The following is a 23,996-nucleotide window of genomic DNA, read 5'->3' on the forward strand; positions in this document are numbered from 1 at the left end:
CGGTTCCGACCGTTCGAAATCCCGTCACACTTGTCACTCTCTCCGTCCGTTGGCGGACCCTAAGTCTGTCGCACGCGCTGCAATCCGGCTGGCAGGTCAGCCGGGAACCGGAAAGGAACGTATCAAATGAAGACGCCCCCCATTGTATCGCGGCAGGACTGGGATGCCGCGCACACCCAAATGTTGGTCAAGGAGAAGGCCGCCACCCGTGCGCGTGATGCGCTGGCCGCGGAACGGCGACGGATGCCGTGGACGGCCGTGGAAAAAGGCTACGGGTTCGACGGACCGGCTGGCAAGGTGAGCCTGCTCGAACTGTTCGAAGGGCGCCGTCAACTGATCGTCTATCGCGCCTTCTTCGAGCCGGGCGTGCATGGCTGGCCGGACCATGGCTGCATCGGCTGTTCTCTGGTCGCCGATCAGGTCGGCCATCTCTCCCATCTGAATGCGCGCGATACGACGCTCGCCTATGTCTCGCGTGCGCCGCAGCCCGACATCGCGCGTCTGAAGGCGCGGATGGGATGGATGATCCCCTGGTACACCATCACGGACTCGTTCGACGCCGACTTCGGGGTGGATCAATGGCACGGCCACAACGCCTTCATCCGCGACGGCGATCGCGTGTTCCGCACCTATTTTATCAACAGCCGTGGCGACGAGGCGCTGGGAACGGTCTGGAGCTTTCTCGACATGACGGCGCTCGGGCGTCAGGAAGCGTGGGAGGATTCGCCGGAAGGCTATCCGCAGACCCGGCCTTACAAGTGGTGGAATTGGCACGACGCTTACGTCCCCGGCGCGTCGCCGGATCCGAAATGGATCGAGGTGTCTGACGCAGGGGAGGCTGCTTTTCGAAAACATGCCGCGGCGGATCAAGAGCCATGACCGACGCCTCTGCGGTGAACGCGATCGGCGGCAGCAGCGGCAATGGCGCGCGTGCCGCACGGGATGCAGCCGGCTGGCTGCACCTCGCAGCGGCACCGACTTTCGCGATCATGGCGCTGTTGACGGCGGTGTCCGGAGGGCCTGCGGATATACTCTATTCCGCGGCGCGTGACGCATCGCCACTGACCGGGATGGTTACGATGTACGCGTTGATGGGCGCCTTTCACGCGGGGCCCTGGCTCAGGCTGATGTCGCGTTGAAAATCGTGAACCGTTCAGCCGGTCAGCGGCTGAAAGGCTCGACCTTCTGGGCGAAACGCACGAACTTGAACATGATGTAGGCGCCCAGCGCGAGGAAGGCGACGTCAAGGATGCGTCTGACCGTCTCGTCGAAACCGAACAGGTTGACGATGGCCCAGCTCCCGGCAAAAGCCGCGCCGAATACCTCGGCGCCGATCAGGATCGCCGCGCTCATGACGGTCATTACGTTCACCCACACGACGCGGCTTCCGCCACGGGGCTTGGTTGCTGTCGGTTCGGCGTTCATGCTTCGGTCCGGTTCGAATGGCGGCGCAATGTCGTCGAAACCGGGCGGCCGATCAAGGCTGGAATTGGGGGCGCCAAGCCCCCATCTGGAAGGCTGGATTTCCGCCGGATTCCCCAAGAAGCCGAGATATTTCAGAGCATGACTGCTTCAAACTCGCCCGCCCGCCCCGCCGTTGCCATCGAAAATCCGCTGCTTGCTCCCTGGATCGGCGAATTCGAGGTTCCAAGATTCGGCGAGATCGAGGCTTCGCATTTCGTTCCGGCCTTCGAGGAGGCCATGGCGCAGCATAACGCTGAAATCGCCGCGATCGCCGGGAATCCCTCGCCGCCGACCTTCGAGAACACCATCACAGCGCTGGAAGATGCCGGCCGCGCGCTCTCGCGTGTCTCCGATGTGTTCTATGTGCTGGCCGGCGCTCACACCGACGATGCCATCCAGGCTGTCGAGCGCGAGATGTCGCCCCGACTCTCCGCCCATCACAACGCAATCCGCCTGAACCAGGATCTGTTCCACCGCGTCGATCAGGTCATGCACAAAGCCGCGGATGACCTCACCGACGAGCAGGCGCGGGTGCTGGAGCGCTACCACACCGATTTTCGCCGCGCCGGCGCGCATCTTGACCGCGCGGCGAAAGAGCGCCTGGCCGCGATCGGCCAGCGGCTCGCCTCGCTCGGTACGGATTTCAGCCAGCATGTGCTGGCCGACGAACGCGACACCTATATCGAATTGGCCGGCGAGCCCGATCTTGCGGGCCTGCCCGATTACGTGCGCGCCGCCGCACGCGAGGCCGCCGAGACACGGGGGCTCACGGGCCGCCACGTCATCACGCTGTCGCGATCGAGCGTTGAACCATTCCTGCAATATTCCTCACGTCGCGATCTGCGCGAGAAGGCGTTCCGCGCCTGGATGGCGCGCGGCGACACTGGCGGGCCAACGGACAACAACGCGATCATCGCCGAGATGGTGGCGCTGCGCGCCGAGCGCGCCAGGCTGCTCGGATACCAGACCTACGCCGACTATCGCCTCGACGATGCGATGGCGAAAACCCCGCATGCCGTGCGCAATCTGCTGGGAGAGGTCTGGCCGCGGGCGCTCAAGCGCGCGCTGGCCGACCGCGATGCCTTGCAGGCGCTGGCGCAGTCCGAGGGCGGCAATTTCAGGATCGCGCCCTGGGACTGGCGCTATTACGCCGAGAAGCTGCGCAAGAAGCTGCACGACGTCGATGAGGCCTCGATCAAGCAATATCTGCAGCTCGACAACATCATCGCCGCGTCCTTCGACACAGCGACCCGCCTGTTCGGGCTGCGCTTCAGGGAATTGAAAGGCGTGCCGACCTGGCACCCCGACGTCCGCGTCTGGGATGTCACGGATCCCGCAGGCAAACATGTCGCCCTGTTCTTCGGCGACTATTTCGCGCGGCCGTCGAAGCACAGCGGCGCGTGGATGACCTCGCTCCGCGATCAGGAGAAGTTCAGCGGCGATGTCCGCCCGCTGATCGTCAATGTCATGAATTTCAACAAGGGCGCCGACGGCAATCCGGCCCTGCTGAGCTATGACGATGCCCGCACGCTGTTCCATGAATTCGGCCACGCGCTGCATGGCATTCTGTCGGATGTGACCTATCCGATGATTTCCGGGACCAATGTCGATACCGATTTCGTCGAGTTGCCCTCGCAGCTCTATGAGCACTGGTTCGAGCGGCCGGAAGTGCTGCGGAAATTCGCCGTGCATTACCGCACCGGCGAGCCGATCCCGGAGGACCTGCTCAAGAAGGTGCTTGAGGCGCGCACCTTCAACCAGGCCTGCGCCACCGTGGAATACGTGTCGTCGGCGCTGGTCGACCTGGAATTCCATTCGCTGGAATCGGCTGACGCGCTGGATGTGCCGAAATTCGAGCGCGAAACGCTCGACAGGCTCGGGATGCCGGAAGAAATCGTGATGCGGCATCGCTCGCCGCATTTCCAGCATGTGTTTTCTGGATCGAGTTATTCGGCGGCCTATTACAGCTACATGTGGTCGGAGGTGCTGGATGCCGATGCGTTTCGCGCCTTCGAGGAGGCAGGCGACATTTTTGACGGGGCGACCGCGGGAAAGCTGCGCGACAACATCTATTCCGCAGGCGGCCGCCGCCGCTCGGACGATGCCTATATCGCTTTCCGTGGCAAGCTGCCGAGCGTGGACGCGCTCTTGGCCAGGCGCGGCCTGGTGGACGCGGTGCCGGCAGGAGAGGCGTAGGCCCTGATTCAAGAGCCTGCTATATTGCCCAAATGAACAGGCAGCAGGCCCTTGAGATTTTGCGACGCGCGGAGCCAGATTTGCGGGCACGGGGCGTACTCCATGCCGCGTTATTCGGGTCGGTCGCGCGGGGTGATGCGCGGCCCGACAGCGACCTCGACGTGATGATCGAGGTCGATCCGGCGGCCGCGATCGGCGTGTATCAGTATGTCGACCTGAAGGACCGTATTGCCGGTCTGTTTGAGGGGGGCGTGGATGTCGTGAGCCGGGACTCGCTCAAGCCGCGTGTCCGGCCCGCTGTCGCCGACGCGATCTATGCGTTCTAAAGCCGCAGACACGGCTCTCCCCTATATTTTGCACCAGATCGAATTGGCTCAGCGCTTTGCGGTTGGGCTGCAGCGTGCGGATTTCCTCGCCGATATTCGCACCGTCTATGCGGTGACCCGATGCCCGGAAATCATTTCCGAAGCCTCGCGGCGTTTGCCTGATGATCTTAAGGCGAGGCATGCAGCGGTCCCATGGAAGCAGATGGCCGGGGCAGGCAATGTTTATCGGCGCGACTATGAGGCTGTCGCCGCGCGTTACGTGTGGGATACGGTCCAGCGGGACCTGCCACCCTTGCGGGCCGTCATTGAGCGTGAGATTGACGCGCCTTAGTCCCTTACCGCGGAAGGCGGACGAATGACCTCGCACACCTCCGGGCATCGCCGCGGCGTCGCCGCCGCGCCGCATTTCGCCGCGGCCGAGACCGGCCGGCTGATCCTGGCCGACGGCGGCAATGCGCTGGAAGCGATGGTGGCCATGGGCGCGTCGATCGCGGCGGTCTATCCGCACATGACCCATATCGGCGGCGACGGCTTCTGGCTGGTGCGCGAGCCGACCGGGCGGGTACGCGCGATCATGGCGCCCGGGCCGGCCGGCGCGAAGGCCAATATTGCGCTCTATCGCGAGCGTGGGTATGACGCGATTCCCGCGCGCGGCCCGCTGGCCGCGCTGACCGTCCCCGGGGCGGTCGGCGGCTGGGCCGCCGCGCTGGACGTGGCGAAATCGCTCGGCGGAAAAATTCCGCTGCGTATCCTGCTCGAATCCGCAATCAGGCAGGCCCGCGACGGCTATGTGGTCAGCCGCAGCCAGCATGCGCTGACGCGGGACAAGCTGCCCGAGATGGGCGAGGCGATCGGCTTCGCGCAGATCTTTCTTGAGGAAGGCAAGGTGCCGGTGGAAGACGCGGTGATGAAGCAGACCGCATTTGCCGCGACGCTCGATCAACTCGCCAATGCCGGCCTCGACGATTTCTATCGTGGCGATGTCGGACGCGAGATTGCCGCCGACCTCGAGCGAATCGGCTCGCCGGTCACGCGGGCCGATCTGGAAAAATACCGCGCCTATGTCGCCGAGCCGTTGTCGGTGCGGCTCGATGCCTGCACGCTCTACAACGCGCCGCCACCGACGCAGGGGCTTGCGTCTCTCATGATCCTCGCGCTGTTCGAGCGGCTGCGCGTGACGGAGGCCGAGGGCTTCGACTTCGTGCATGGCCTCGTCGAATCGACCAAGCGCGCCTTCCGGGTGCGCGATCGCGTGGTCACCGATCCGAACCGCATCGTGGAGCCCCTCGACCGCTATCTGTCGGCGGCTTTCCTCGATGCCGAGGTGCAGCGAATCGATCGCAGGAAGGCGGCACGCTGGCCGGCGCCCTATGGCGAGGGCGATACGGTCTGGATGGGCGCGGCCGATTCCTCCGGCCTCGTCGTCTCGTATATCCAGTCGATCTACTGGGAATTCGGCTCCGGCTGCGTGCTGCCCGCGACCGGCGTGCTGATGCAGAACCGAGGCGCGAGCTTTTCCCTCGACAAGGGCGCGGCCAATCCGCTCGAACCCGGCCGGCTGCCGTTCCACACGCTCAACCCGGCGCTTGCCGTGCTGAAGGATGGACGCGTGATGGTTTACGGCACCATGGGAGGAGACGGCCAGCCGCAGACGCAGGCCATGGTGTTCTCGCGCCATGTGCTGTTCCGGCAGCCGCTGCCCGAGGCGATCGAGGCGCCGCGCTGGCTGCTCGGGCGGACGTGGGGCTCGACCCATACCAACCTGCGGATGGAATCCCGCTTCGACGGTGGCCTGATCGACCGGCTGATGTCGGCCGGGCACGATGTCGCGGTTCTGGATGAGGCATTTTCCGACACCATGGGCCATGCCGGGGCGGTGATCCTGCATCCGGACGGCACGATGGAAGCGGCACATGACCCCCGCGCCGATCCGGGGGCGTTCGGGGTCTAGGCCGGCAAAAGCACTGCCGTTTTTGTTGCTCCGCAAAGCCGTGGGGAAGAAAAGATCATCACCGCAACGCTATATCCCCCGCCTCCAAACCGCCGCGTTCCGTGATATTGTGCTGCAAAATCGCTTCGGTCCCCGGAAACCCCATGATTTCCCGCATTTTCCGCCCATTCGCGCTTGGCCTCTCGGCCGGCCTCTTGGCGCTGGCCTTTTCCGCATCCGCCGCCCGCGCGCATCCTCACGTCTATGTCACCATGAAGAGCGAGATCGTCTATGACGCCGACGGCCGGATGACCGGCATCCGGCATCACTGGACCTTCGACGACATGTTTTCGTCATACGCCACGCAGGGCCTGGAATCGAAGGAGACGGGCAAGTTCTCCCGTGAGGAATTGCAGCCGCTCGCCGAGGTGAATGTCACCTCGCTGAAGGAATTCGACTTCTTCACGCAGGGGAAAATGAACGGCGAGAAGGCCGAGTTCGAGCCCCCGGTCGACTATTTCCTGGAACAGAAGGACGATCTGCTTACCTTGCACTTCACGCTGCCTTTGAAGAAACCGGCGGCGACCAAGGATGTGGATCTCGAGATTTACGATCCGCTCTATTTCGTTGCTTTCGAATTTGCTGAGAAGGAGCCGATCACGCTGAAAGGTGCTCCGGCGTCGTGCAAGCTTTCGACCTTGAAACTTGGCGACGAAAGCCAGTCGAAAACCTTGAGCGAATCGATCTTCTCCCGGCCCGATCCGAACAACCCGTTCGGGGCGCAATTCGCCAACAAGATCGCCGTGAAATGCTGACAGGCCAGCGGCCGGCGGGACATATCGTTCTGTTGATCGGCGCGGTGGCCGCTGCCGCATTGGCTGTGGCGCTCATCAGCGACCCGGCTTTCGCGCAGGCAAATCCGTTTGGCGCGCCACGCACCGCGCCGCCGCCACCGGACGGCATCGTCGGCTGGCTCCTGGCCAAGCAGTCCGAATTCTATCGCGGTCTGTCGGGCGCGATCCGCGCGGCCAAGAAGGATGGCAGCGCAGTCTGGGGGCTGTTTGCCTTGTCCTTCGCCTATGGCGTGTTCCATGCTGCCGGCCCCGGCCACGGCAAGGCGGTGATCTCCTCCTATGTTGTCGCGAACGGCGAGACCTGGTGGCGCGGCGTCGTGCTGTCCTTCGCATCTGCGATACTGCAGGCGCTGGTGGCGGTCGCGATCGTGGGCATCGCCGCGGTACTGCTCGGCGCCACACGCCGTACCATGGACGGCACCATCTGGTGGATCGAGGTTGTCAGCTACGGTCTGATTGCCGTGCTCGGCGCGCGGCTCCTTTGGGTCAAGGGACGGGCGCTGATCGGCGCATGGCAGAAATATCGCGCGGGGTCCGAAGCTACGCGCGCCGGGGATCAGGGCCACGCGCATGCGCATCACGCACATGCCGCTCACTCTCACGCGGCTCACGCGAAGGGTCACGATCACCATCACGACCACGATCACAGTCACAAACACACCGCCGCCTGCAGCGGCCATCACCACAACCACGATCACCACGACCACGCGTCGGCCTGGGGCCATGCGCATGCACCGGAGCCGCAGGAACTGGCCGGTCCCGGCGGCTGGAGGCGCGGGCTGTCCGCCATCGTCGCGGTGGGGCTGCGACCCTGTTCCGGTGCAATCTTGGTTCTCGTCTTCGCGCTGGCGCAGGGGCTGTTCTGGGCCGGGGTCGCCTCAACCTTCATCATGGGCCTCGGTACCGCGATCACCGTGGCCGCGATTGCGACGCTGGCGGTCGGCGCGCGCGGGCTCGCCCAGAGATTTGCCTCCGCGCGGCCGGGGCCGGGCATGCTGGTCCTGCGCGGTCTCGAAGTAGCCGCAGCACTTCTCGTCTTCGTCTTCGGAATAGCCCTCCTGACCGGCTATATCGCCAGCGAACGGATGTTCGCCTGAGGCGCGAGGCGCCTCTATAGTCCGCGGAAAAGATGGCGGACATCATGCTCGCACTCGCCGACGGGATCGACTGGCTGAATAAGAAGATCGGCCGCGCGGCGGCGTGGCTGTGCCTTGCCGTGGTCGCGATCCAGTTCGCGGTGGTGGTGCTGCGTTATCTGTTCGGGATCGGTTCGATCTGGCTGCAGGAATCGATCGGCTACAGCCACGCCGCGATGTTCCTTCTGGTCGCGGCCTGGACGCTGAAGAATGAAGGGCATGTGCGTGTCGATATCTTCTACGCGCAGGCGACGCCGCGCAGGAAGGCGATCGTCGACCTGTGCGGAGCGCTGTTTCTGCTGATCCCGTTCGCGGCGGCGATCCTGTATTTCTCGCTGCCCTATGTGGCGCGCTCCTGGGCGATTTTCGAAGGCTCGCGCGAGGCGAGCGGGCTGCCCCTGGTGTTCGCTCTGAAGACACTGATTCCGGTCTTCGCCGCGATGCTGATCCTGCAAGGTGCGGCGCAGGCGATCCGTGCGTGGTCCGTCCTGTTCCGCCAGGCCCCGGCCTGACACGATGGCGGAACTGCTCTCGATTCTTCTGGTTGTCGCGATCTGCGTCGCGCTGTTCGCAGGGTATCCGGTTGCCTTCACGCTCGGCGGGTTGTCTCTTGTCTTTGCCCTTATCGGCAGCGTCTTCGATATCTTCAGCTTCGGTTTCCTGGGCGCGCTCCCCCAAAGAATCTTCGGGGTGATGACCAGCGAAGTGCTGCTGGCGATCCCGCTCTTCATCTTCATGGGCATCATGCTCGAGCGCTCCCGGATCGCCGAGGAGCTTCTCGAAAGCATGGGACGTTTGTTCGGCGCGCTGCGCGGCGGACTGGGACTGGCGGTCGTGCTCGTCGGTGCGTTGCTGGCTGCCTCGACCGGCATCGTCGGCGCCACCGCGGCAGCCATGGGTCTGATCGTGCTGCCGGTGATGCTGCGGCACGGCTATGACCCGCGGCTTGCATCCGGTATCGTTGCCGCATCGGCGACGCTGGCACAGATCATCCCGCCCTCGACCGTGCTGGTGGTGCTGGGTGACGCGCTCAACAACGCCTATCAATCCGCCCAATTGTCGAAGGGCGTTTTCGCGCCCGCGTCCGTGACGGTGAGCGACCTGTTCGCGGGGGCGCTTGTGCCGGGACTGATGCTGGTCGCGCTCTACATGCTCTACGTGATGGCGGTCGCGATCGTCGCGCCGCAATCCGCGCCTGCGATATTGCCCGATCCGGAAGCACCGCGTGGCGCTGCCTTGGCCCCCCGGCTCGCTGCAGCGCTGTTTGCACCGCTTGTCCTCATCCTTGCTGTGCTTGGCTCGATATTGGGCGGCATCGCGACGCCCACCGAAGCCGCGTCGGTCGGTGCGGTCGGCGCCGTGCTGCTGGCGGCTTTGCGCGAAACCGGCTCTTTCGGAAAGGCGCTGATCGAGACCGTGATTAAGACCGCGCAGATGACCAGCATGATTTTCGTCATCCTGATCGGCGCCACCATGTTCGGCCTGGTGTTCCGCGGCTTCGGCGGCGACGACCTGGTGCATCGCGCGCTCAGCGATTTGCCCGGCGGCACGGCCGGCGCGATTCTCGCGGTGATGGTCGCGATGTTTCTCCTCGGCTTCGTGATGGATGCCTTCGAGATCATCTTCGTGATCGTGCCGATCGTCGGGCCTGTCCTGCTTGCGATGCCGGGCGTCGATCCGGTGTGGCTTGGCATCCTGATGGCGATGAACCTGCAGACCTCGTATATTCATCCGCCGCTCGGTCCGACATTGTTCTTCCTGCGCGGCGTGGCGCCGGCCGAAATCACCACGCGGCATATATATGTCGGCATCGTCCCGTTTGTCGCGATCCAGCTTGCGGCGCTGATCGTGCTGTGGTTCGTGCCGCAACTGGCGACAGCGCTGCCGCGCGCGCTCTATGGTGGGTCATGAAAGCCGGAACGATCTTCGATCTCACGGGCGATGTGGCGCTGGTAACCGGTGCATCGTCCGGGCTCGGCGCCCGCTTTGCCGAAGTGCTGGCGGCGAACGGCGCCAGAGTGGCACTCGTCGCGCGCCGCAGGGAGCGGCTCGATAGCCTGCGCGAGAGGATCGTGGCGGCTGGCGGGACCGCCATTGCGGTCGAAGCCGACGTTCTCGACCGCGCGGCGATGCTGCGGACCTTCGATCGAACCGAAGCCGCGTTCGGAACGGTCACGGTTCTCGTCAACAATGCCGGCGCCGCGCAAGGCGTGCGTGCGCTCGACATGAGTGAGGAGGAGTGGCGGCGCATTCTGTCGCTGGACCTCGATTCGGTTTTCTTCTGGTCGCAGGAAGGCGCGCGCCGCATGCTTGCCGCTGGCGCCAAGGGATCGATTGTCAACACTGCTTCGGTGCTTGCATTCGGTGTCTCGAAAGGCGTCGCGGCCTATGCCGTAGCGAAAGCCGGGGTGGTACAATTGACCAGGGCGCTGTCGCTGGAACTCGCCTTCAAGGGCGTGCGGGTTAACGCGATCGCACCCGGCTGGTTCGTCACCGAGATCAACCGGACTTTTCTCGAAAGCGAGAAGGGTCAGGAGATGAAGCGCGCGATCCCGATGGGGCGCTTCGGCAGCGAGGGCGATCTCGACGGGGTGCTCCTTCTGCTCGCGTCGAAAGCGGGCGGCTACATCACCGGCGCGACCCTCATCGTCGATGGCGGGCAGGTCATCGAGGTCGGCTAGGCTTTCCATTGTCGCGCAATCTGACGGCAAACCGCTTCACACTTTGCCGGATTGCGGTCCGACCCATCAGGGATCGGAATGCGTCCGTTGCATTCAATTGACTTGATGTGAGGGGGCGTGCGGATCACTGTGCCGCACCACAACGGAATGCTCAATGGACGGCCTAGCCGGAAGCCGCCCCAGCCTCGTCGATTCCTCCTATGCCTGGCTGCGGCTCGGTGTCGCGCTTCTGCTCGGCACGATCGGCAGCGTCGGGATGTGGTCCTATGTCGTCGCGCTGCCGTCCGTGCAGGCCGAATTCGGTGCGACGCGCGCCGATGCCAGCCTGCCCTACACGCTGGCGATGGTCGGGTTCGCGGTGGGCAATCTGCTGCTCGGCCGGCTGGCCGACCGGTTCGGCATTCTTGCTCCGATCCTGCTCTGCATCGCGTCGCTTGGAATCGGTTATGTCAGCGCGGGTCTGGCGCCGACCTTGTGGGTTCTGTCCGCCGCGCATGTTCTCATCGGCTTCGGCAGCGCCGCCTTTTTCGGCCCGCTGATCGCCGACCTGTCGCACTGGTTCGAGAAGCGGCGCGGAATTGCGATCGCGATTGCGGCGTCGGGCAATTATGTCGCCGGCGCGGTGTGGCCCCCGCTCGCGCAGCATTTCATTGCGGCCGATGGCTGGCGCATGGCCCATTTGGGCATCGGAATATTCTGCGTCGTCGCAATGCTGCCGCTCTCCCTGATGTTCCGCCGCCGCCTGGATGGCCACGCCGATGGCGGCGCGCAAGCGCGTGGGTTTGTCGCGCCGGATATTGGAGTGTCGCAGAACACGCTGCTGTTGCTGTTGTGCATCGCGGGCCTCGCGTGTTGTGTTGCGATGGCGATGCCGCAGGTGCATATCGTCGCCTATTGCGGCGACCTTGGATATGGTGTTGCGCGGGGCGCCGAGATGCTGTCGCTGATGCTCGCCTTTGGCATCGTCAGTCGCGTCGGCTCCGGCTTCATCGCCGATCGCTTCGGCGGTGTGGTGACCTTGCTGATCGGCTCGGTCATGCAGGCGGCGGCGCTGTTCCTCTATCTTCTATTCGATGGCCTGACCTCGCTCTTTGTGATCTCGATCCTGTTCGGACTTTTTCAGGGCGGCATCGTGCCGAGCTATGCCGTTATCATCCGCGAATATTTCCCTCCGCAGGAAGCCGGCTCCCGCGTCGGCATGGTGGTCATGGCGAACGTATTCGGCATGGCGCTGGGCGGCTGGATGTCCGGCTGGATTTTCGATCTGACCGGTTCGTATCGCGCAGCCTTCCTGAACGGGCTTGCCTGGAATTTGCTCAACCTGTCGGTTGCTTTCTGGCTGCTGCGCGCGGGACGGCCGGGTGCGCGGGTCGCGACCGCGTAGGCACGCTCCGTCCTTCGTGGTGCGACGAGGTCGAAAACGCGGGGGGACGGCTACCCGGCTGCGGCGCGCTTCGCCCAGTCAGGCACCGAAGCGTCCTTGTGCATGATGCCGAGATAGAAGAACCGGTGATCCGGAGTGAGTTGCGGAATTTCGTTGTTCACAAACACCGTCTTCAGCCCCGCCTCGTCGATCATGTTCCGGAAGGTCGCCGCGGTGGAACCGTTGTTGTTCTCCTGCAGCACGATCACGCCGTCGGGTTTCAGAAACCGGCCGACGTCCTTCAGGAATTCGCGATGCAGCCGCCAGCCGGGATCGTGCGCACGCAATTCAGCTTCGTAATAGCCATCGTCGAAATGCGGCGGGTTCGACACTACCAGGTCCCATGTCTCGCTTGCCGGGATATCCTTCAGGTTGTCGGATTCGTAAACCGACACGCGTGGTTCCAGCCTGTTGGCGGCGACGGTGCGGCGACAGGCCTCCACCGCCTCGGGATTGATGTCGGCCAGGCACAACGTCTCGCACAGGCCGTGGGCCATCATCGACAATCCGATGAAACCCGGTCCGGCGCACCATTCGAATGCCCGCTCCTGCCTCGGCATGCCCCAGCTTTTCAGAAGCGGGATGAAGTCCTGTCCGAAATAGGTGCCGCCGCCGTCGAGGTGCTTCTTGTATTGCACGTGAATGTCGCCATAGCGCACCGTCCGCCACGGTGCGAACCGGCGCTTGAACGGCTTGTAATATTGCCGCTTGAAGGTCTTCCAGGGATTGGCCACGTGGCGACGCCTCGCAAAGGGGCTGGACCATTGCGCGGCGGATTTTTTCTGTCAACGCGCAGATGCGGCGCTGCGATCAGTGCTTGTAACTGTCGTCCAGGCGGTCGAGGCGACGCAGCATCGCCGGCCATTCCACTTCCCCAAAGGGAGCACCTTCGCTGCCGAATCCCTGCGCAGCGGTTTTTCGACTCACGTCCTCGGGCGGGAAATTCAAGGGCGCGCCTGTCGCCATGGCGGCGAGTTGCGCCTGACAGGCCCGTTCGAGGTGATGCAGGATGCTGAACGCTTCCGGCACGTCGCGGCCTGCGACCAGCAGACCATGATTGCGCAGGATCATCGCAGGATGCGATCCAAGATCGCGCACCAGCCGCACGCGCTCATCGAGCTCGAGCGCAAGCCCTTCATAATCGTGATAGCCGATGCGGCCGTAAAAGAATTGCGCGTGTTGCGACAGCGGCAGGAGGCCGTCTTTCAGCATCGAGATCGCCATCCCGGCCGTCGAATGAGTATGGATGACACAGCCGGCGTCATGGCGCGCTCCATGCACGGCGGAATGGATGACGAAACCGGCCTTGTGGATGCGCGCGCTGCTGCCGTCGACGACATTGCCGTCGAGATCGATCCGCACGAGGTTCGAGGCCATCACTTCGTCGAAGGCGTAGCCGAAAGCGTTCAGCAGAAAATGGTCGGTGCCCGGCACGCGCGCTGAAATATGTGTGAAGACGAGGTCGGTCCAGCCCGACAAGTGTACCAGGCGATAGCAGGCCGCGAGCGCGACGCGCGTGTTCCATTCCGCTTCGCCGATGTCGCGCGGCCGTTGCACGGCATGAAGCATGGCCATGGCCTTCTCCTCCCGGAAGACCGCAATATTGACCACAAGAACCGGCTTTGTCGTGTGCAATCGCGACCGGTCTCTCGCTACCGGGCGCCCTGCATGGGAGATACGCTGAGGGACCGAGGCGGCGGGCTTGCACATCACGCCCGCGTCGCACAAAATGTCCCTGCCCGAATCCGCCTCGGCAGCGGCACCTCTGAACCCTCGACAAATGACGGGGGTGCCCTTAAAAGGTCAGCATTGCTGACCTATTTGCCATGTTGCTCAAGTTTAACGAGCCGCCCGGGCTAGCGATCGACTGTCCCGGTGCGCACATGAGGCCAAAGGATCGCGCGCATGAGTCTGCGGCAGGTCAGTCTCGACGATAAATACGACCTGACGAAGCGGGACGTCTTCGTCACCGGTTACCAGGCGCTGGTGCGGCTCTGTCTGATGCAGAAGGAGCGGGACCGGTCTGCAGGTCTGAACACCGCGGGCTACGTCACCGGCTATCGCGGTTCCCCGCTCGGGGGTCTCGACAACCAGTTCATTCGCGCGCGCAAATTCCTGACTCCGAACGACATCATCATCCAGCCCGGGCTGAACGAGGACCTTGCCGCAACGGCGCTCTGGGGAACCCAGCAGGCCGAACTGCGGGGTGAAGGCAGGTTCGATGGCGTGTTCGGCATCTGGTACGGCAAGGGTCCGGGCGTCGACCGCACCGGCGATGTGTTCCGGCATGCGAATTTCGCCGGCTCCTCGAAGCATGGCGGCGTGCTGGCTCTGATGGGAGACGATCATACCGCTGAATCGTCCACCACGGCCCACCAGTCCGAGTATCACTTCGTCGACGTGATGATCCCGATCTTGAATCCGGCCGGTGTGCAGGAGATCATCGATTACGGACTTTACGGCCTCGCCATGTCGCGCTTCTGCGGCACCTGGGCGGCCCTGAAATGCATGCATGAGACCGTCGAATCGACTGCGGTGGTGGATGGTTCGCTCGACCGTGTGAGGATTGCGATCCCGCAGGACTTTGTGATGCCGGAGGGCGGGCTGAATATCCGGCTTCGCGACACGGTGCTCGGGCAGGAAGCGCGGCTCTACGACTACAAGCGTGACGCCATGCTGGCCTTCATCCGCGCCAACAGGCTCAACCGGATGATTACATCCGGCGGCCCGAACGCGAAGATCGGCGTCATCACCACCGGAAAGGCCTATCTCGATGTGCGCCAGGCGCTGGACGAGCTTGGCATCGACGAAGTCCGCTGCAATCAGCTGGGCCTGCGCATCTTCAAGATCGGCTGTCCGTGGCCGATTCCCCGCGACGAATTGATCGACTTCGCCAGGGGCCTCGATCTGATCATTGTGGTCGAGGAAAAGCGCTCGCTGGTCGAAGTGCAGGTGCGCGAAGAGCTGTACGGCACCGCCAACCAGCCGCTCTGCATCGGCAAGAAGGATGAGCGCGGCAACTGGCTGTTCCCAATCAAGGGCGCGCTCGATCCGAACGAGGTCGCGATCACCATCGGGGACCGCCTCCTGGCACGCGGCCATGACGACGGGATCGCGACGAAGGTGTCGCAACTGAAGCAGGCGCAGCATGCGCTGTCCGAGTTGCAGGAGGTCGCGGCGCGAACGCCGTATTTCTGCTCGGGCTGCCCGCACAACACGTCGACCGTCGTGCCTGAAGGCATGCGGGCCTATGCCGGCATCGGCTGCCACTACATGGCGCAGTTCATGGACCGCAATACGCTCGGCTACACGCATATGGGCGGCGAGGGTGCGAACTGGGTCGGCGAGGCGCCGTTCTCCAGCCGCAGCCATGTGTTCCAGAATCTCGGCGACGGCACCTACAATCATTCCGGTTATCTGGCGATCCGCGCCGCGATCGCCTCGGGTGTGAACATCACCTACAAGATTCTCTACAATGACGCGGTCGCGATGACCGGTGGCCAGGCGCACGAGGGCTCGCTGACCGTGCCTCAGATCGCGCGCCAGGTTGCCGCCGAAGGCGTCAGGCGCATCGCCATCGTCAGCGACGATCCGCGCAAATATCCGAGCGGCATCGACTGGCCGCGGGGCATCACGTTCCATCACCGGGACGATCTCGACGAGGTGCAGCGCGAATTCGCGGCCGTGCCGGGCACGTCGGTGCTGATCTACGACCAGACCTGCGCCGCTGAAAAACGCAGGCGCCGCAAGCGCGGCATGTTTCCGGACCCCGACAAGCGGGTGATCATCAACGAGCTCGTCTGCGAGGGCTGCGGCGATTGCGGCGTGAAAAGCAATTGTGTCTCGGTGCAGCCGCTGATGACCGAATGGGGCCGCAAGCGCACCATCGACCAGTCAAGCTGCAACAAGGATTATTCGTGCGTGAAGGGCTTCTGCCCGTCCTTCGTCACCGTGCATGGCGGCAAGCCGAAGAAGGCGCTGCCGCTGGATCCGACACTCAACGCATCGACTTCCACCGTGCAGGAGGATGCGAAGAAGGAAGATCTGCCGTCCCCCGTTCTCCCGAAAATTGGCGAGCCCTACGGCATCATCGTCACCGGTATCGGCGGCACTGGTGTTGTCACCATCGGCGGCGTGCTCGGCATGGCGGCGCATCTCGAAGGCAAGGGTGTCGGCATCATCGACATGGCCGGGCTTGCGCAGAAGGGCGGGGCGGTCTACAGTCACATCCGTATCTCCAACAAGCCGGAAGACATTCACGCGATCCGCATCGCCGCGGGTGGCGCCGATCTCGTGCTCGGCGGCGACGTCGTGGTGGCGGGCAACAAGAAGGTGCTGGCCGCGGTCAGGCATGGTGCGACCCGCATGATCGTCAATCTTGCCGAATTCCTGCCCGGCGATTTCACCCGAAATGCCGATTTCTCGCTCCCGATGGAGCGGTTGAAGCGTGCGATCATCTCGGCTGCCGGCCGCGACCAGGTCTCCTTTGTCGATGCGACACGGCTCGCGACCGCACTGATGGGCAATTCGATCGCGGCCAACATGTTCATGGTTGGCTATGCGTACCAGATGGCGGCGTTGCCGCTTTCGGCCGAATCGATCGAGACGGCGATCGCGATGAATGGCGAGGCGGTTGCGATGAATCAGGCTGCCTTCCGCTGGGGCCGCCGCGCCGCGCTCGATGCCGCGGAGGTGGAAGGCCTGATCCCGGACGCGACTGCGGACGACGACAACCGCAGGCTTTCGCAATCGCTGGACGAGGTGATCGCGCGGCGCGTAGCATTTCTGACCGAGTACCAGAATGCAGCCTATGCGCGGCGCTACGCGGATGCGGTTGCGAAGGTGCGCATGGCGGAGGAGAAGCGTGTGCCGGGCCGTACCGGTCTTGCCGATGCGGTGGCGCGCAACCTGTTCAAGCTGATGGCCTACAAGGACGAGTACGAAGTTGCGCGGCTTTATACCGACGGCAATTTTGTCAAGCAGGTTGCGTCGACTTTCGAGCCCGGCAATCTGCGCTTTGAATTCCATCTGGCGCCGCCCTTGCTGGCGCGCGTGGACAAGGTGACCGGCGAGCCGCGCAAGATGAGCTTCGGGCCGTGGATGATGAAGGCGTTCGGACTGCTGCGCCGTTTCAAGGGCCTGCGCGGCACGGCGTTCGATCCGTTCGGTTACACCGCCGAGCGGCGCAACGAGCGCAAGCTGATCGCCGATTATGAGGCGGTGCTGTCGGAAGTGAGCGACAATCTCACCACGGACAATCATCCGCTGGCGGTCGGGATTGCGGTCCTCCCGGAAAAGATCCGCGGCTTCGGGCATGTGAAGGCGCGTCATCTGACGGCCGCAAAAGCCGACGAGGCCGCGCTGCTTGAGCAGTTCCGGTCGGGCGGCGCGTCGATGCTGAAAGCCGCGGAATAGTCAACCGTTCATCCGCCGATCGGTGGGCTTGACCGGCCCAACGCCCTGATTTCTTATCATGAAGACGGTACAAGCCGGCAAACGGCGGGCCGTCGCGCGGGCAGGCGCGATCCGGGAGGGATGGCTTTGGCGACGGCGCAAGAGACGGCGCGAGACGCTGCTGCGGATACCTTTCCGAAGCTGTTGCTTCATCATGCGCAGGTGCGGGGTGATCGTCCCGCATTGCGGCATAAGGATATGGGCATCTGGCAGACCTGGAACTGGTCGGATCTCGCCCGCGAGGTTCGTGCGCTGGCGCTCGGGCTTTCGAAACTCGGTGTAAAGCGCGGTGATACCGTCGCGATTGCCGGCAACAACCGGCCCCGCCTCTACGAATCCATTCTTGCGGCACAGGCGCTTGGCGCGATCCCGGTCCCGGTCTATGCCGACGCGGTGGCAACCGAGATGGCCTATGTACTCGATCACGCCGATGTCGCCGTCGCCGTGGTCCAGGATCAGGAGCAGGTCGACAAAATCCTGTCCGTACAGGAGCAACTGCCCAAGCTGCGCCATATTGCCTATGACGAGACGCGCGGCCTGCGCGATTACGATCATAGCCGTCTGCATGGTCTCGGCGTCATGATCGCGGAAAGCGAGGCGATCATCGCGGGCGATCCGGATGCCGCGGCGCGTATCGATCGTGAGATTGCGGCCGGCAGCGCGGCCGACCCGTCGATCATCCTCTACACTTCCGGTACTACCGGCCGTTCCAAAGGGGTCGTGTTGTCCGCCGGGCGCTGCATCGCGGCAGCGCAGGATACGGTGACCTTCGACAAGCTCACCGATCAGGATGTCGTCCTGGCCTATCTGCCGCTGGCCTGGGTCGGCGACCATTACCTGAATTATGCGCAGGCGCTGGTGGCGGGCTTCTGCACCGCCTGCCCGGAATCGCCCGACACCGCCCAGCAGGACCTGCGCGAGATCGGACCGACCTTCTATTTCGCCCCGCCGCGGGTGTTCGAGAATCTGTTGACGCGGGTGATGATCCGTATGGAGGATGCCGGCTATCTGAAGCGCCGCATGTTCCATTATTTCATCGGCGTGGCGCGGCGATACGGCGAGAAGTTGTTGAACGGACAGCCAGTACCGGCCGGAGGGCGACTGCTCTACGGGCTCGGCGAATTTTTCGTGTATGGTCCGCTGAAAAACGTGCTCGGCTTTTCGCGGGTGCGCGTTGCTTATACGGCGGGTGAGGCGATCGGGCCGGACCTGTTCTCGTTCTATCGTTCGCTCGGGCTCAACCTGAAACAGCTTTATGGGCAGACCGAAGCGTTCCTGTACGTGACCTGCCAGGCTGACCGCGACATCCGTGCGGACACGGTCGGGCCGGCGGCCCCCAATGTCGACATCCGCATCTCGGATTCAGGCGAGGTATTGTTCAAGTCGCCCGGCATGTTCCTTGGGTATTTCAAGGAAAGCGAGAAGACCGCGGAAGCCCTGACGGAGGACGGCTATGTGAAGACCGGAGACGCCGGCTTCTTCGATCAGTCCGGACACCTGAAGATCATCGATCGCGCCAAGGATGTCGGCAAGCTCTCCAGCGGTGCGCTTTTCGCGCCGAAATACATCGAGAACAAGCTGAAATTCTATCCGAATATCCGCGAGGTGGTTGCGTATGGCGATGGCCGCGATTTCGTCACCTGCTTCATCAACATCGACATGACGGCAGTCGGGAACTGGGCCGAGCGCAACAATGTGGTCTACGGCTCGTATCAGGAACTTGCCGGCAATCCGAGAGTCTACGAGCAGATCGAACAGCATGTGGCCGAAGTGAATCGTTCGCTTGCAAGCGAAGATGTCATGGCGGGTGCACAGATCAGGCGCTTCCTGATCCTGCACAAGGAACTCGACGCCGATGACGGCGAGATCACCCGCACGCAGAAGGTCCGGCGCGGCTTCGTTGCCGAACGCTATGCGCCACTGATCGACGCACTTTATGACGGATCGAAGGAAGCCGACATTGCGACCGAGGTGACATTCGAGGACGGCCGCAAGGGCATGGTGCGGGCGCGGGTGAAGATCGTGGACATGAAGACGGAGCTGGTGCCCGCGCGTACGGAGAGAGCGGCGTGAGGGCACCATCCCGGATCGACATTGCCGCCGGTGAGGTGCTGCTGGCAGTGGATGGCGTCTCGCTGTCCTTTGGCGGCGTCAAGGCGATCCGCGATGTGTCGTTCGACATCAGGAAGGGCGAGATTCGCGCGATCATCGGCCCGAACGGCGCCGGCAAGACTTCGATGCTGAATGTGATCAACGGTTTCTACACGCCGCAGGAAGGCCGGATCACGTTCAAGGGTCAGACCCGCGCGAAAATGCGCCCCTACGACGCGGCCAGCGGCGGGATTGCGCGCACCTTCCAGAATGTCGCGCTGTTTCGCGGCATGACCGCTCTCGACAACATCATGGCCGGCCGCACCCTGAAGATGCATCGCGGACTGTTCTGGCAGATCATCCGCTTCGGTCCCGCGCTTGCGGAAGAGGTCGAGCACAGAAAGCGCGTGGAGGAGATCATCGACTTCCTGCATATCGAGCATATCCGCAAGGTGCCGGTCGGCCGGCTGCCCTATGGGCTGCAGAAGCGCGTCGAGCTTGGGCGCGCGCTGGCGATGGAGCCGGATTTGCTGCTGCTCGACGAGCCGATGGCCGGCATGAACCTGGAAGAGAAGGAGGACATGTCGCGTTTCGTGCTCGACGTGAGCCAGTATTTCGGCACCACGATTGCGCTGATCGAGCACGACATGGGCGTTGTGATGGATCTGTCCGACCGCGTGATCGTGCTGGATTACGGCGTCAAGATCGCCGACGGCACGCCCGACGAGGTCAAAGCCAACAAGGCGGTGATCGACGCCTATCTCGGCGTGGCGCATTGAGGGCGATCGATGGACCTCCTGTACAAGATATTCATCGATCCGTTCGTGCAGATGGGCGGCGCGCCGGACCTGCTCCTCCAGACGCTGTGGGAAGGGCTGGTCTCGGGCGTGCTGTATTCGCTGATCGCGCTTGGCTTCGTGCTGATCTTCAAGGCCTCCGGCGTATTCAATTTCGCACAGGGCATCATGGTGGTGTTCGCCGCGCTGACGCTGGTCGGCCTGCACGCCAAAGGCGTGCCCGCCTTTCTCGCGCTCGCGCTCACCATCGTGGTGATGCTGGTGCTTGCCATCGGAGTCGAGCGGCTGATGCTGCGCCCGCTGGTAAACCAGCCCGACATCATTCTGTTTATGGCGACCTTCGGGCTGACCTATTTCCTGATCGGACTCGGCGAGATAATCTTCGGCGGCGAACCAAAGGTGATGATCACCGACGAACTGTTCCTGCCGAAGGGCGCTATCGAATGGAAGGTGTTCGGCGGGTTCGTCTCGTTCCAGAAGCTCGACATCGCCGCGGCGATCATCGCCTCGATCATGGTGGCGACGCTGGCTGTCTTCTTCCAGAAAACGCGCATCGGACGCGCGCTGCGCGCGGTGGCCGACAGCCACAAGGCCGCGCTTTCGGTTGGCATTTCGCTCGAGCAGATCTGGGTGATCGTCTGGTTCGCCGCCGGCATCGTCGCGCTCGCGACCGGCATCATGTGGGGCGCCCGCTCCGACGTGTCGTTCGCGCTGCAGATTCTGGCGCTGAAGGCGCTGCCGGTGCTGATCCTCGGCGGCTTCACCTCGATTCCTGGCGCGATCGTCGGCGGTGTCATCATCGGCGTCGGCGAGAAGCTCGGCGAATTCTACTGGGGTCCGTTGCTCGGCTCCGGAATCGAGAGCTGGCTTGCCTACATGATCGCGCTGGTCTTTCTGCTGTTCCGTCCGCAGGGGCTGTTCGGCGAGCGGATCATCGAGCGGATATGAGGGCGCGCTGATGTTCTACCGCGAGACCGGACAGTACAAGACCAACTACGCCGCCGACATGGCGCTGTTTCCGATCCGGCAGGACCGGATCGGCATGGTGCTGATCCTGATCGTTGCCTTCGTCGTGATCCCGCTGACCATGTCGAGCTTCACGCTGTCGGCGGTGATGATCCCGATCCTCATTTTCGCGCTCGCCTCGATCGGGCTCAATCTGCTGACCGGCTATACCGGGCTGATCTCGCTCGGCACCGCGGGATTCATGGGCGTCGGCGCCTATGCGACCTACAAACTTACCACCCTGTTTCCCGACGCCAACATCGTGCTGCTGATCCTGCTGTCGGGCTTCGTTGCCGCGGCGGTCGGCGTGGTCTTCGGACTGCCGTCGCTGCGCATCAAGGGTTTCTATCTCGCGGTCGCGACGCTTGCGGCGCAGTTCTTTCTGTCATGGTGTTTCGTGCGCGTGCCCTGGCTTGTGAATTACAATATCTCGAACGCGATCGAGGTGCCGACCCGCACCATGTTCGATATTCCGATCACGGGGCCGAACGCCACGCCGGTCGCGCGATATCTCGTGGTGCTGACGGTCGTCGTCGTGATGACCTGGATCGCCTCCAACATCGTGCGCGGCCGCATCGGGCGAAGCTGGATGGCGGTGCGCGACATGGACATCGCGGCGGAACTGATCGGCATCCGGCTCTATCGCACCAAGCTTCTCGCCTTTGCGGTGTCCTCCTTCTATTGCGGCGTGGCCGGCGCGCTGATGGTATTTCTGTGGCTGGGCGCCGCCGAGGCGGATTCGTTCAACATCAACCAGTCTTTCATCATCCTGTTCATGGTGATCATCGGCGGGCTCGGCAGTCTGGTCGGGTCCTTCTTCGGCGCCGCCTTCATCTGGGGCCTGCCGATCGTGCTGCGGGCGGCGCCGGAGTTTTTCGGGATCAGCGTTCACGCCGCGACCGTGGAACACCTGCAGTTCATGGTGGTGGGCGCTCTCATCATCTTTTTTCTGATTGTCGAGCCGCACGGCCTTGCGCGGCTCTGGCAGATCGGAAAGCAGAAACTTCGGGTGTGGCCTTTCCCGTACTGAAAGGGCAAACTCGGGTCAAACCCGCGGGCGGTATCTGCTTCGGGGAAACAAGACGACCGGCTTGAGCGCCGGCGAGACAAAGGGAGAAACGCAATGGGTCTCAAACATATTGCCCTGGGAGCGGCCGTCGCAGGCGTTCTCGGCGGCGCAGCTATTCCAGCTCCGGCAGTCGCGCAGGACTCGATTTATGTGCCGCTGCTCACCTACCGCACCGGCCCGTTCGCGGGCTCCGGCATCCCGATTGCCAACGGCATGAAGGATTACCTGGAAATGCTGAACGAGCGCGACGGCGGCATCGGCGGCGTCAAGCTTACCGTCGAGGAATGCGAGACCGGCTACGACACCAAGAAGGGTGTCGAATGCTACGAGCAGGTGAAGTCCAAGAAGCCCGTCGTGGTGAACCCGTATTCCACCGGCATCACGCTGCAGCTCATCCCGAAGGCCGCGGTCGACAAGATCCCGGTGCTGTCGATGGCCTATGGCCTGTCGGCTTCGGCGGTCGGCGACCAGTTCCCCTGGATATTCAACCCGCCCGCGACCTACTGGGACGGGCTGTCGATGATCTTCCGCTATATCGGCGGCAAGGAAGGCGGCCTCGACAAGCTGAAGGGCAAGACCATCGGCTACCTTTTCTTCGACGGCGGCTATGGCCGCGAGCCGATCCCGCTGCTCGAGCAGTTCGCCAAGGATTACGGTTTCAACGTGAAGCTCTATCCGGTGCCGGCGACCGAGATGCAGAACCAGTCGGCGCAATGGCTGAACGTGCGGCGCGACAAGCCGGACTGGATGATCATGTGGGGCTGGGGCGCGATGAACCCGACCGCGGTGCGTGAAGCGACCCGCATCAACTACCCGATGGATAAGTTCGTCGGCGTCTGGTGGTCGGGCGGCGAGGACGACGCGCGCGGCGGCGGCGAGGCCGCCAAGGGCTATCTGACCCTGAATTTCAACGGCCTCGGTACGCAATATCCCGCATTGCAGGACATCAAGAAGCACGTGGTCGACAAGGGCAAGAGCCAGGTGGTCGCCGACAAGTTCGGCGAAAATCTCTACAATCGCGGTGTCTACAATTCGGTGCTGATCGCCGAAGCGATCCGCAATGCGCAAAAGATCACCGGCAAGAAGGCGGTGACCGGCGAGGATGTGCGGCGCGGCTTCGAGACCATGAAGATCTCGGCGGCGCGCTGGAAGGAACTCGGCCTGCCGGATTTCGGCGCTCCGGTCGAGAACGTGTCCTGCACCGATCATAACGGCCATCATGCCGCCTACATGCAGCAATGGGACGGCACCAAGTGGGTGAAGGTCTCGGACTGGATCGTACCCATGAAGGAGCGGGTGCGCCCGCTGCTGGAAGCCGCGGCCAAGGACTATGTCAGCAAGAACCAGCCCTGGCCGAAGCGCACGGAGCCTTGCGACAAGGCGTCGTGAACTTCCCTCTCGCCGCTCTCCTCACTTTCACCCTCCCCCTTGTGGGGAGGGTCGACAGCTTGCGCGGAAGCGCAAGCAGTCGGGGTGGGGGTAGAAGTTTCACTCGTCGCTATCATCGCCACCCCCGCGCGCGTCGCTCGCCCACCCACCCCCCAAGGGGGAGGGTTAAGAGAAGTTTCAG

The 23,996-nt window shown here is 63.5% G+C and carries 21 protein-coding genes; 18 read left to right on the forward strand and 3 right to left on the reverse strand.

Annotated elements, in window-relative coordinates; genetic code table 11:
- Positions 1-126 precede the first annotated feature (126 nt).
- Together AB7F49_RS21740 and AB7F49_RS21745 are read left to right on the forward strand one after the other, a co-directional pair.
- Positions 127-879 carry a DUF899 domain-containing protein gene (locus AB7F49_RS21740; protein WP_428526192.1) on the forward strand — a complete coding sequence of 251 codons (753 nt, stop codon included), beginning with the start codon at positions 127-129 and terminating at the stop codon, positions 877-879.
- A complete protein-coding gene (locus AB7F49_RS21745; protein ID WP_428526194.1) occupies positions 876-1,139 on the forward strand; it encodes a hypothetical protein in 264 nt (87 codons plus the stop codon). Before AB7F49_RS21740 ends, AB7F49_RS21745 begins: the two co-directional genes overlap by 4 nt.
- A gap of 22 nt (positions 1,140-1,161) precedes the next feature.
- On the opposite strand, the gene AB7F49_RS21750 is transcribed toward AB7F49_RS21745, so the two are convergent.
- A complete protein-coding gene (locus AB7F49_RS21750) occupies positions 1,162-1,425 on the reverse strand; it encodes a hypothetical protein (RefSeq protein ID WP_428526196.1) in 264 nt (87 codons plus the stop codon).
- 138 nt (positions 1,426-1,563) lie between these two features.
- Here AB7F49_RS21750 and AB7F49_RS21755 point away from each other — a divergent pair, with 138 nt between their 5' ends.
- The 10 genes from AB7F49_RS21755 (at position 1,564) to AB7F49_RS21800 (ending at position 11,971) form a co-directional block, all read left to right on the forward strand.
- Positions 1,564-3,660, forward strand: a complete 2,097-nt coding sequence (locus AB7F49_RS21755; protein WP_428526198.1) for a M3 family metallopeptidase — start codon at positions 1,564-1,566, stop codon at positions 3,658-3,660.
- Between the two features lie 80 nt (positions 3,661-3,740).
- Complete coding sequence (locus AB7F49_RS21760; protein WP_428526200.1) at positions 3,741-3,986, forward strand: nucleotidyltransferase family protein; 246 nt, start codon at positions 3,741-3,743, stop codon at positions 3,984-3,986.
- A complete protein-coding gene (locus AB7F49_RS21765; RefSeq protein ID WP_428526202.1) occupies positions 3,946-4,317 on the forward strand; it encodes a HepT-like ribonuclease domain-containing protein in 372 nt (123 codons plus the stop codon). Before AB7F49_RS21760 ends, AB7F49_RS21765 begins: the two co-directional genes overlap by 41 nt.
- 24 nt (positions 4,318-4,341) lie before the next feature.
- Positions 4,342-5,937, forward strand: coding sequence for a gamma-glutamyltransferase family protein (locus AB7F49_RS21770; RefSeq protein WP_428526203.1), 1,596 nt, complete (start codon positions 4,342-4,344; stop codon positions 5,935-5,937).
- Between the two features lie 143 nt (positions 5,938-6,080).
- Complete coding sequence (locus tag AB7F49_RS21775) at positions 6,081-6,731, forward strand: DUF1007 family protein (RefSeq protein WP_428526205.1); 651 nt, start codon at positions 6,081-6,083, stop codon at positions 6,729-6,731.
- On the forward strand, positions 6,725-7,867 hold the full coding sequence (locus AB7F49_RS21780; protein ID WP_428526207.1) for a nickel/cobalt transporter: 1,143 nt from the start codon (positions 6,725-6,727) through the stop codon (positions 7,865-7,867). Before AB7F49_RS21775 ends, AB7F49_RS21780 begins: the two co-directional genes overlap by 7 nt.
- A gap of 32 nt (positions 7,868-7,899) precedes the next feature.
- Entirely contained in the window at positions 7,900-8,418 is a 519-nt protein-coding gene (locus AB7F49_RS21785) for a TRAP transporter small permease subunit (RefSeq protein ID WP_428526209.1), read from the forward strand.
- 4 nt (positions 8,419-8,422) lie between these two features.
- Positions 8,423-9,817, forward strand: coding sequence for a TRAP transporter large permease (locus AB7F49_RS21790; RefSeq protein WP_428526211.1), 1,395 nt, complete (start codon positions 8,423-8,425; stop codon positions 9,815-9,817).
- Entirely contained in the window at positions 9,814-10,587 is a 774-nt protein-coding gene (locus tag AB7F49_RS21795) for an SDR family NAD(P)-dependent oxidoreductase (protein WP_428526213.1), read from the forward strand. The genes AB7F49_RS21790 and AB7F49_RS21795 overlap by 4 nt, the downstream gene beginning before the upstream one ends.
- A gap of 154 nt (positions 10,588-10,741) precedes the next feature.
- Positions 10,742-11,971, forward strand: coding sequence for an MFS transporter (locus AB7F49_RS21800; protein WP_428526215.1), 1,230 nt, complete (start codon positions 10,742-10,744; stop codon positions 11,969-11,971).
- A gap of 50 nt (positions 11,972-12,021) precedes the next feature.
- Here AB7F49_RS21800 and AB7F49_RS21805 read toward each other — a convergent pair whose 3' ends face one another.
- Entirely contained in the window at positions 12,022-12,744 is a 723-nt protein-coding gene (locus tag AB7F49_RS21805) for a methyltransferase (RefSeq protein ID WP_428526217.1), read from the reverse strand.
- A gap of 76 nt (positions 12,745-12,820) precedes the next feature.
- Entirely contained in the window at positions 12,821-13,585 is a 765-nt protein-coding gene (locus AB7F49_RS21810) for a class II aldolase/adducin family protein (protein ID WP_428526219.1), read from the reverse strand.
- A 330-nt stretch (positions 13,586-13,915) separates the two neighbouring features.
- Here AB7F49_RS21810 and AB7F49_RS21815 point away from each other — a divergent pair, with 330 nt between their 5' ends.
- The 6 genes from AB7F49_RS21815 to AB7F49_RS21840 all read left to right on the forward strand — a co-directional run bounded on the left by AB7F49_RS21815 (position 13,916) and on the right by AB7F49_RS21840 (position 23,815).
- Complete coding sequence (locus tag AB7F49_RS21815) at positions 13,916-17,425, forward strand: indolepyruvate ferredoxin oxidoreductase family protein (protein ID WP_428526221.1); 3,510 nt, start codon at positions 13,916-13,918, stop codon at positions 17,423-17,425.
- Positions 17,426-17,545: 120 nt separating this feature from the next.
- Positions 17,546-19,537, forward strand: coding sequence for an AMP-dependent synthetase/ligase (locus AB7F49_RS21820; RefSeq protein ID WP_428526223.1), 1,992 nt, complete (start codon positions 17,546-17,548; stop codon positions 19,535-19,537).
- A complete protein-coding gene (locus AB7F49_RS21825; RefSeq protein WP_428526225.1) occupies positions 19,534-20,334 on the forward strand; it encodes an ABC transporter ATP-binding protein in 801 nt (266 codons plus the stop codon). The genes AB7F49_RS21820 and AB7F49_RS21825 overlap by 4 nt, the downstream gene beginning before the upstream one ends.
- 9 nt (positions 20,335-20,343) lie before the next feature.
- Positions 20,344-21,300: a branched-chain amino acid ABC transporter permease gene (locus tag AB7F49_RS21830; protein ID WP_428526227.1), complete on the forward strand. Its 957-nt coding sequence runs from the start codon at positions 20,344-20,346 to the stop codon at positions 21,298-21,300.
- 10 nt (positions 21,301-21,310) lie between these two features.
- On the forward strand, positions 21,311-22,387 hold the full coding sequence (locus tag AB7F49_RS21835) for a branched-chain amino acid ABC transporter permease (RefSeq protein WP_428526229.1): 1,077 nt from the start codon (positions 21,311-21,313) through the stop codon (positions 22,385-22,387).
- A gap of 93 nt (positions 22,388-22,480) precedes the next feature.
- Complete coding sequence (locus AB7F49_RS21840) at positions 22,481-23,815, forward strand: ABC transporter substrate-binding protein (RefSeq protein ID WP_428526231.1); 1,335 nt, start codon at positions 22,481-22,483, stop codon at positions 23,813-23,815.
- Positions 23,816-23,996 lie beyond the last annotated feature (181 nt).

Source organism: Pseudorhodoplanes sp. (assembly GCF_050250235.1).
GTDB lineage: Bacteria > Pseudomonadota > Alphaproteobacteria > Rhizobiales > Xanthobacteraceae > Pseudorhodoplanes.

Bases quoted from the DNA above. Each gene is read 5' to 3' on its own strand.
- AB7F49_RS21740 (WP_428526192.1), top strand. From the start codon at position 127: ATGAAGACGCCCCCCATTGTATCGCGGCAGGACTGGGATGCCGCGCAC.
- AB7F49_RS21745 (WP_428526194.1), top strand. From the start codon at position 876: ATGACCGACGCCTCTGCGGTGAACGCGATCGGCGGCAGCAGCGGCAAT.
- AB7F49_RS21750 (WP_428526196.1), bottom strand. From the start codon at position 1,425: ATGAACGCCGAACCGACAGCAACCAAGCCCCGTGGCGGAAGCCGCGTC.
- AB7F49_RS21755 (WP_428526198.1), top strand. From the start codon at position 1,564: ATGACTGCTTCAAACTCGCCCGCCCGCCCCGCCGTTGCCATCGAAAAT.
- AB7F49_RS21770 (WP_428526203.1), top strand. From the start codon at position 4,342: ATGACCTCGCACACCTCCGGGCATCGCCGCGGCGTCGCCGCCGCGCCG.
- AB7F49_RS21775 (WP_428526205.1), top strand. From the start codon at position 6,081: ATGATTTCCCGCATTTTCCGCCCATTCGCGCTTGGCCTCTCGGCCGGC.
- AB7F49_RS21780 (WP_428526207.1), top strand. From the start codon at position 6,725: ATGCTGACAGGCCAGCGGCCGGCGGGACATATCGTTCTGTTGATCGGC.
- AB7F49_RS21785 (WP_428526209.1), top strand. From the start codon at position 7,900: ATGGCGGACATCATGCTCGCACTCGCCGACGGGATCGACTGGCTGAAT.
- AB7F49_RS21790 (WP_428526211.1), top strand. From the start codon at position 8,423: ATGGCGGAACTGCTCTCGATTCTTCTGGTTGTCGCGATCTGCGTCGCG.
- AB7F49_RS21795 (WP_428526213.1), top strand. From the start codon at position 9,814: ATGAAAGCCGGAACGATCTTCGATCTCACGGGCGATGTGGCGCTGGTA.
- AB7F49_RS21800 (WP_428526215.1), top strand. From the start codon at position 10,742: ATGGACGGCCTAGCCGGAAGCCGCCCCAGCCTCGTCGATTCCTCCTAT.
- AB7F49_RS21810 (WP_428526219.1), bottom strand. From the start codon at position 13,585: ATGGCCATGCTTCATGCCGTGCAACGGCCGCGCGACATCGGCGAAGCG.
- AB7F49_RS21815 (WP_428526221.1), top strand. From the start codon at position 13,916: ATGAGTCTGCGGCAGGTCAGTCTCGACGATAAATACGACCTGACGAAG.
- AB7F49_RS21820 (WP_428526223.1), top strand. From the start codon at position 17,546: ATGGCTTTGGCGACGGCGCAAGAGACGGCGCGAGACGCTGCTGCGGAT.
- AB7F49_RS21830 (WP_428526227.1), top strand. From the start codon at position 20,344: ATGGACCTCCTGTACAAGATATTCATCGATCCGTTCGTGCAGATGGGC.
- AB7F49_RS21835 (WP_428526229.1), top strand. From the start codon at position 21,311: ATGTTCTACCGCGAGACCGGACAGTACAAGACCAACTACGCCGCCGAC.
- AB7F49_RS21840 (WP_428526231.1), top strand. From the start codon at position 22,481: ATGGGTCTCAAACATATTGCCCTGGGAGCGGCCGTCGCAGGCGTTCTC.